The organism is Actinotalea sp. C106, from assembly GCF_023630195.1.
GTDB lineage: Bacteria > Actinomycetota > Actinomycetes > Actinomycetales > Cellulomonadaceae > Actinotalea.
Map to the genome: position 1 here is coordinate 1 of NZ_JALPKN010000546.1, position 995 is coordinate 995.

A 995-nucleotide genomic window follows, 5' to 3' on the forward strand; every position below is an offset into this window, starting at 1 on the left:
GAGAACGAGGCCGACGTCGTCGACGAGCGCAGCCTCGTCGACGCCCTCGACGACCTGCCCCGGCCGGGATGGTGCAGCCGGCGCGACCGCTCCCTCTCCGAGGTGGGCCGCGGCCGCCTGGCCGACCTTGCCGCGGTGCTGCGCACCTTGCGCAGCCAGACCTTCCTGCCCGTCGTGGACCTCGTGGGAGAGGCCGAGCGCCTGCTGGGCCTCGACATCGAGGTGGCCTCCCGCCCGGGGGTCAGCCCCGCGGGCGCCCGGGCCAACCTCGACGCCTTCCGCTCGGTCGCGGCCTCCTTCAGCGACACGAGCGAGACCGGCACGCTGGGCGCCTTCCTGGCCTGGCTCGAGGCCGCCCAGCGCGAGGAGCGCGGCCTCGAGGCCCCCGTCGCCGAGATGGACCCGCACGCGGTGCAGCTCCTCACCGTGCACGCCGCGAAAGGGCTCGAGTGGGACGTGGTCGCGGTGCCCGGCCTCGTCGAGCGCTCGTTCCCGAGCCAGCCCCGCACCTCCGGCTGGATCAAGGACCACGGCTCCCTGCCCACCGCCCTCCGGGGGGACCGCGACAGTCTGCCTGACGTGGACCTGGCGCCAGGGCTCGAGGTCGCCGACCTCGCCGGGCGTCTCGAGGAGTACCGCCTGGCCCACGGCGAGCACCAGCTCGCCGAGGAGCGCCGTCTCGCCTACGTCGCCCTGACCAGGGCTCGGAGCCTGCTCCAGCTCAGCGGGTCGTGGTGGCGCGAGGGCAGCCGGCCCACCGGGCCCTCGAGCTTCCTCCACGAGCTCACCGAGGACCTCGTCCCCCTCCTCGAGCTCGCCCCCGACCCTGCAGCACCGGGGCCCGACGGCCAGGTCCGCACCCCGGTCAAGCCCGAGCCCGAGCCGGGGGAGCGCCCGCACTGGCCCCTCGAGCAGCCCTTCGGGGCGGCCCGGCAGGCTCGGCTCGCCCAGGCGGCGCCCGCCGTCGAGGCAGCCGTCGCGACGCTGGCCGCCCC

Annotated in this window: 1 protein-coding gene; it reads left to right on the plus strand. The window is 76.5% G+C overall.

The annotated features are described in order from the left end of the window. On the plus strand, positions 1 to 995 hold a 995-nt coding region (locus L0B03_RS18385; RefSeq protein ID WP_284502011.1), incomplete at both ends, for a 3'-5' exonuclease.